The 6,192-nt window shown below is 74.1% G+C and carries 3 protein-coding genes; all 3 read left to right on the top strand.

The features are described 5' to 3' along the window. Positions 1–106: 106 nt before the first annotated feature. On the top strand, positions 107–583 hold the full coding sequence (locus DEP02_RS25925; RefSeq protein ID WP_112470108.1) for a GNAT family N-acetyltransferase: 477 nt from the start codon (positions 107–109) through the stop codon (positions 581–583). 98 nt (positions 584–681) lie between these two features. Further along, entirely contained in the window at positions 682–3,147 is a 2,466-nt protein-coding gene (locus tag DEP02_RS25930) for a SpoIIE family protein phosphatase (protein WP_198668590.1), read from the top strand. A gap of 77 nt (positions 3,148–3,224) precedes the next feature. Next, positions 3,225–6,023 (top strand): SpoIIE family protein phosphatase, encoded by a 2,799-nt coding sequence (locus DEP02_RS25935; RefSeq protein ID WP_198668591.1) that lies wholly within the window; start codon positions 3,225–3,227, stop codon positions 6,021–6,023. Positions 6,024–6,192: the final 169 nt, after the last annotated feature.

A 6,192-nucleotide genomic window follows, 5' to 3' on the forward strand; every position in this document is an offset into this window, starting at 1 on the left:
GCGACGGGTCGCCCCCGGCGACCCGTCGCCGCCCCCTCGCCGGTTCCGCCCCCGCGTTCGGGCCCCGGCTGGTTCCGCCCGGAACGCGGCATGTGAGACTGCGCGCATGATTCGCCCCGCGACCCCTGCCGATGTCCCCGTCATCCACACCCTGATCCTTGAGCTCGCCGAGTACGAGAAAGCCCTCGACGAGGTCCGGGCGACGCCCGAGCAGCTGGCCGAGGCGCTGTTCGGTGAGCGCCCGGCGGCGTTCGCGCACATGGCTCAGGACGAGGACGGCGAAGTGGTGGGCTTCGCACTGTGGTTCCTCAACTTCTCCACCTGGCGCGGGGTGCACGGCATCCACCTGGAGGACCTCTACGTCCGTCCGGAGGCCCGCGGCGGCGGACACGGCCGGGCACTGCTGACGGAGCTGGCCCGCCTGTGCGTCGCCCGCGGCTACGAACGCCTGGAGTGGTCGGTCCTGAACTGGAACGAGCCGTCGATCGGCTTCTACGAGGCGCTGGGCGCCCGCCCGCAGGACGAGTGGACGGTGTACCGGCTCACCGACGAGTCGCTGGAGGCGCTGGCGGCAACGGCGTAGCCGTTCTCCCCGGGCCCTGTCGTCCCCGAGCGGCGGGAGACCGCCACCGATGGCAGGATGTGCCCGTGGGGGTCCTGCCCGTGGATGAGGATGAAGGCATGGGCGTCAGCGGCACGGCGAGCGGTACGCATCCGGGCGATCCGTTCGACATCAAGACCTCGGCGGTGGCGATCATCGACGCCGAGGGGCTGATCGCCTACTGGAGCCGGGGAGCCCAGGACCTGCTCGGATACCCGGCCGGTGACGTCGTACGACGTCCGGCCCGGCTGCTGTGGTCCGGCCGCGACCCGACCGCCTTGGTCTCCCGGCTGCGCCGCACCGACCGTGCCGGGGACGCGGTGATCACTGTCCGCCACCGTGCGGGCCACACCGTCCGGCTCGCCCTCCGCGTGTGTCCGCTGCTCGCCGCGGGCGGCGCGCGCGACTGGCTCGTCCTCGCCTGCGACGCCGCCGACCGGCACCGGCACGAGTGGTACGAGGCGGTCGTGCAGGGCCTGCTCGAACAGTCCTCCATCGGGGTCGCGGCGCTGGACACCCAGCTGCGGTACCGCTGGGTGAACCGCGCCCTGGCCGGCGTGGAGGGGCATCCGGTGGACGCCGCGGGCGGCAACGGCGCGGCCTCGGGCGCCGTGGCGGGAACGTCGGCGGTCGTGACCCGGCACGCCCGGCAGACGCTGCTCTCCGGGCAGTCCCGGGTCACCGTCGAGCACACGCCGCCCCGGCGCGGCACGCCCGGTCCGCGCGGACCCGCGCGGACCCGGCTGCGCTCGTTCTTCCCGTTGCGCGACGGCACGGGCCGTACGCTGGGCATCTGCTACGCCGCCCTGGACGTCACCGCCCAGGATCCGTCACGCGAACGGCTGGTGCTGCTGAACGCGGCCAGTGAGCACATCGGGACCACCCTGGACCTTCGCCGGACGGTCCAGGAGCTGGCGGAGATCGTCGTCCCGCGGGTCGCCGACTTCGTGGCCGTCGATCTCCTGGACGTCGTGCAGACGGAACAGGGCCCGCCCGCCGCCTCCGCACGCGGTCCGGCCGTGCTGCGGCGCGCGGGCCACCTGTCGGTCCAGAAGGACCGCCCCCAGGTGATCGCCGAGGTCGGCGAGGCCATCCACTACCCCAGCGGTTCTCCGCAGCAGCTCTGCCTGGCCACCGGAAAGGCCAACCGCCAGGCCATCGGCCCGTCGACACCCTGGCTCGCCGACGACCCCCTGCGGTGGACGAGGATCAACCGGTTCGGTGTGCACACGCACCTGGTCGTGCCGCTGCGGGCCCGCGGCATCACGATGGGCGTGGTGACCCTGCTGCGCTGGAAGAACCCCGACGAGTTCACCGAGGACGACCAGCTGCTGGTCGAGGACGTGGTGGCGCGGGCCGCCGTGTGCGTCGACAACGCCCGGCGCTTCACCCGGGAGCATCAGGCGGCGCTCACCCTCCAGACCAGCCTGCTGCCGTCCGCCCTGCCCCGGCACAGTGCCGTCGATGTGGCCTACCGCTATCTGCCGGCCGACGCCGACTCGGGGGTGGGCGGGGACTGGTTCGACGTCATCCCGCTCTCCGGTGCCCGGGTCGCGCTGGTGGTGGGCGACGTGTTCGGCCACGGCCTGCACGCGGCGGCCTCCATGGGACGGCTGCGGGCCGCCGTACAGACCCTGGCCGACCTGGACCTGCCCCCGGACGAGCTGCTGGCGCACGTCGACGACCTGGTCCTGCGCCTGTCGGACGAGGCGGAAGCGGCCACGGAGGGACCGGCCGCGGTCGGCGCGACCTGTGTGTACGCCGTCTACGACCCCATCGCCGGCACCATGGCCGTGGCCCGGGCCGGACACCCCAGCCCCGCGATCGGCCATCTGACCGAGCCCGTGGAGTTTCCCGACCTCCCCGCCGGTCCGCCCCTGGGGCTCGGCGGCCTGCCGTTCGAGTCGGCCGAGATCCCGGTGGAGGAGGGCGGCGTCATCGCGCTCTACACCGACGGGCTGATCGAGGCCTCGGACCGGGACGTCGACGTCGGCATGGAACGGCTGTGCTTCACCCTGGCCCACCCCGACCGGCCCCTGGAGGAGCTCTGCGACACCATGGTCCGCACCCTGCTGCCGGACCGGCCGCGCGACGACGTCGCCTTCCTCGTCGCCCGGACACACGTCCTCAGCTCCGACTGCGTGGCGTCCTGGAACGTGCCCGTCGACCCGTCGGCCGTACACGTGGTGCGCGACGCCGCCAGCCGCCGGCTGTCCCTGTGGGGTCTTGAGGAGGCGGCCTTCACCACGGAGCTGATCGTCAGCGAACTGGTCACCAACGCCATCCGGCACGCCTGCGGCCCGATCAGCCTGCGCCTCATCCACGAACGCGCCCTGATCTGCGAGGTCTCCGACGGCGGCAGCACCTCCCCGCACCTCAGGCGCGCGCGCAGCACGGACGAGGGAGGGCGGGGTCTGTTCCTGGTCGCCCAGCTCGCCCAGCGCTGGGGCACCCGGTACACGGGTTCCGGCAAGACGATCTGGACGGAACAGCCCCTGCCCGGCCAGGCCTCACGGCTGCCGCCGCACGCCTCCGTGGCCCCCTGAGCCACACCCACACACCCGAGGGGATCCATCGGGCATACCGGTCGCCCGGCAGGAAGCACGGTGTTAGAACTGAGAGCATGGTCGGACGTCCCCGCCGGTCCCCGAGAGGCGCGGAACCGCCGGTCGATGACCGGCGGCGGGCCGGGTCGGCCCGCCGCCGTCCGCGGACCCGGGGGACGCGGCGATCCCCGGGGTGGGGACTCTCGCCGGCCCGGAGGCTGGGCACGGTCGCCGCACAGGTCTTCCTGCTGCAGCTGATCGTCGTCCTGGTGCTCGTCGCGGCGGGGGCCACGGCCGTGGTGCTGCAACGGCGGTACGACGGCGAGGCCGGCGCCAAGCAGCGGTCACTGGCCGTCGCCGAGGCGTTCGCCCAGGCGCCCGGTACGGCGCTCGCCCTGGAGTCGCCCGATCCGGCGGCCCTCCTGCGGATCCCGGCGGAGAAGGCACAGCTGAACTCCGGCGTCGACTTCATCTCCGTGCTGAACAGTCAGGGAATCCGCGTGACCGATCCGGAAGCGGGGCTGATCGGCACGCCGGCCCAGGAGATCGGCCGGGCGATGGCGGGCAGGACGTTCACCGAGACCTTCCACGGCCGTCCGGCCGACTCCGTGCGCGCGGTGGTTCCCGTCATCGGCGCGGGCCGGCACGTGATCGGCGCCGTCACCGCGGGCATCGAGGTCCGGAGCCTGGGCCGCATGCTGGACCAGCAGATCCCGATGGTCCTGGTCGCCGCCGCACTGGCCGTGGTGCCGGCGACCGCGGGCACCTTCCTCGTCAGCCGGCGGCTGCGCCGCCAGACCCGCGGTCTGGGCCCGGCCGAGATGAGCCGCATGTACGAGCACCACGACGCGGTGCTGCACGCGGTGCGCGAGGGCGTGCTGATCATCGACGCCGACGGCCGGGTGCTGCTCGCCAACGACGAGGCCCGCCGGCTGCTGGACCTCCCCGAGGACGCCGAGCTGCGGCACGTCACGGAGCTGGGGCTGGCACCGGACATGACGCGGCTGCTGGAGTCCGGGGAGGTCGCCTCCGACGCGGTGTTCCCGGCCGGGGACCGGCTGCTGGCGGTCAACACCCGGCGCGCCGCGCCGTACGGCAGCGCGCCGGGCCTGGTGGCCAGCTTCCGGGACACCACGGAGCTGCGGGCCCTGTCCGGCCGGGCCGAGGTGGCACGGGGACGGCTGACGCTGCTGTACGAGGCCGGGGTGCGGATCGGTACGACGCTCGACGTGCGGCGTACCGCTCAGGAGCTCGCCGAGGTGGCGGTCCCGCGGGTGGCGGACGTCGTCACCGTGGAGCTGCTGGAGTCCGTGCTGCACGGCGAGGAACCCACCGGAGCGGTGAACCGGATGCGCCGCACCGCCCTGCACGGGACCGGAACGCGCACCCCGCTGCAGCCGGTGGGGGAGCTGATCCGGTTCGTGGTGGCCGACACTCCGATGGTGGCGGCACTGCGGCGCGGGAAGGCGGTGCGGGTGCCGGACCTGCACGCCGCGCAGGACTGGCGGGCCCAGGACCCGGACGGGGCGGGCCGGGTGCTGGACCACGGCATCCACTCGCTGATCACGGTGCCGCTCAGGGCGCGGGGGGTGATCCTCGGCATGGTCAACTTCTGGCGGGGGTCCGGCTCGGGGCGGTTCGAGGAGGAGGACGTCGCGGTCGCCGAGGAACTGGTGGCCCGGGCGGCCGTCGCGATCGACAACGCGCGCCGGTACTCCCGCGAGCACGCGATGGCCGTGACGCTGCAGCGCAGTCTGCTCCCCCGGGACCTGCCGGAGCAGGACGCGCTGGAGCTGGCGTGGCGGTATCTGCCGGCGCGGTCCGGCGTGGGCGGCGACTGGTTCGACGTCATCCCCCTGCCCGGCTTCCGGGTGGCGCTGGTGGTCGGCGACGTGGTCGGGCACGGGCTGCACGCGGCGGTCACGATGGGCCGGCTGCGGACGGCGGTGCTGAACTTCTCCTCCCTGGACCTTCCTCCGGACGAGTTGCTCGGCCATCTGGACGAGATGGTGACGCGGCTGGACACGCAGACGGCGAGCGCCGACGGCGAGGTGTCCCCCGTGACCGGGGCCACCTGCCTGTACGCCGTCTACGACCCGGTGGGCGGGCACTGCGCCGTCTCCCGCGCGGGGCACCTCGTACCGGCCGTGGTGGATCCCGCCGGGCGCGTGACCTTCCCCGACCTGCCCCTGTCGCCACCGCTGGGGGTGGGCGGGATGCCGTTCGAGACCGGTGAGCTGACCCTGCCGGCGGGCAGCCGGCTGGTGTTGTTCACCGACGGGCTGGTGGAGAACCGCGGACGGGACGTCGACGAGGGACTGGCGTTGCTCGGCGCGGCCGTCGCGCACGCGGACCGGAGCCCGGAGGAGACCTGCCGGGACCTGGTGGAGGCGATGCTGCCGGAGCATCCGAGCGACGACGTGGCGCTGCTCGTCGCCCGGACGCGGCTGCTCGACCCGTCCCGGGTCGGGGTCCGGGACGTGCCGTTCGACGTGGCGGCGGTCTCCCGGGTGCGCGCGGAGGTGGGCGGCCTGCTGCACGACTGGGGGCTGGGGGAGTCCGTGTTCGCCGTGGAGCTGGTCCTCAGCGAGCTCCTGACCAACGCCGTCCGGTACGGCGCTCCGCCCGTCCGGGTGAGGATCCTGCTGGGCCACTGTCTGATCTGCGAGGTGTCGGACGGCAGCAGCACCTCGCCGCATCTGCGGCGCGCGGCGACCACCGACGAGGGCGGCCGCGGTCTGTTCCTGGTATCGCAGTTCGCGGAGCGGTGGGGCACGCGCTATGCGGCGCACGGGAAGGTGATCTGGGCGGAACTGAGCCTGGACGGCGCCCCGGAGCCGGACCCCGAGGCGCTGCTCGACGCCATGGCCCGGTGACCACACCGGTGCGGCAAAATCCCCGGGGGTGCCGGATTCGTGTGCTCGCCACCGCCGCCTGCCCCGGCGTCCGAGCCGTTCCGTCCGGTGGCCGTCGCCGGCGCCCGCGTCGAGCCGACGGTCCGTCGGTCGCCCCGGCCGGCCCCGGCTGCGCGACGGCGCCCCGGCC

It is taken from the genome of Streptomyces triticisoli (genome assembly GCF_003270085.1).
GTDB lineage: Bacteria > Actinomycetota > Actinomycetes > Streptomycetales > Streptomycetaceae > Streptomyces > Streptomyces triticisoli.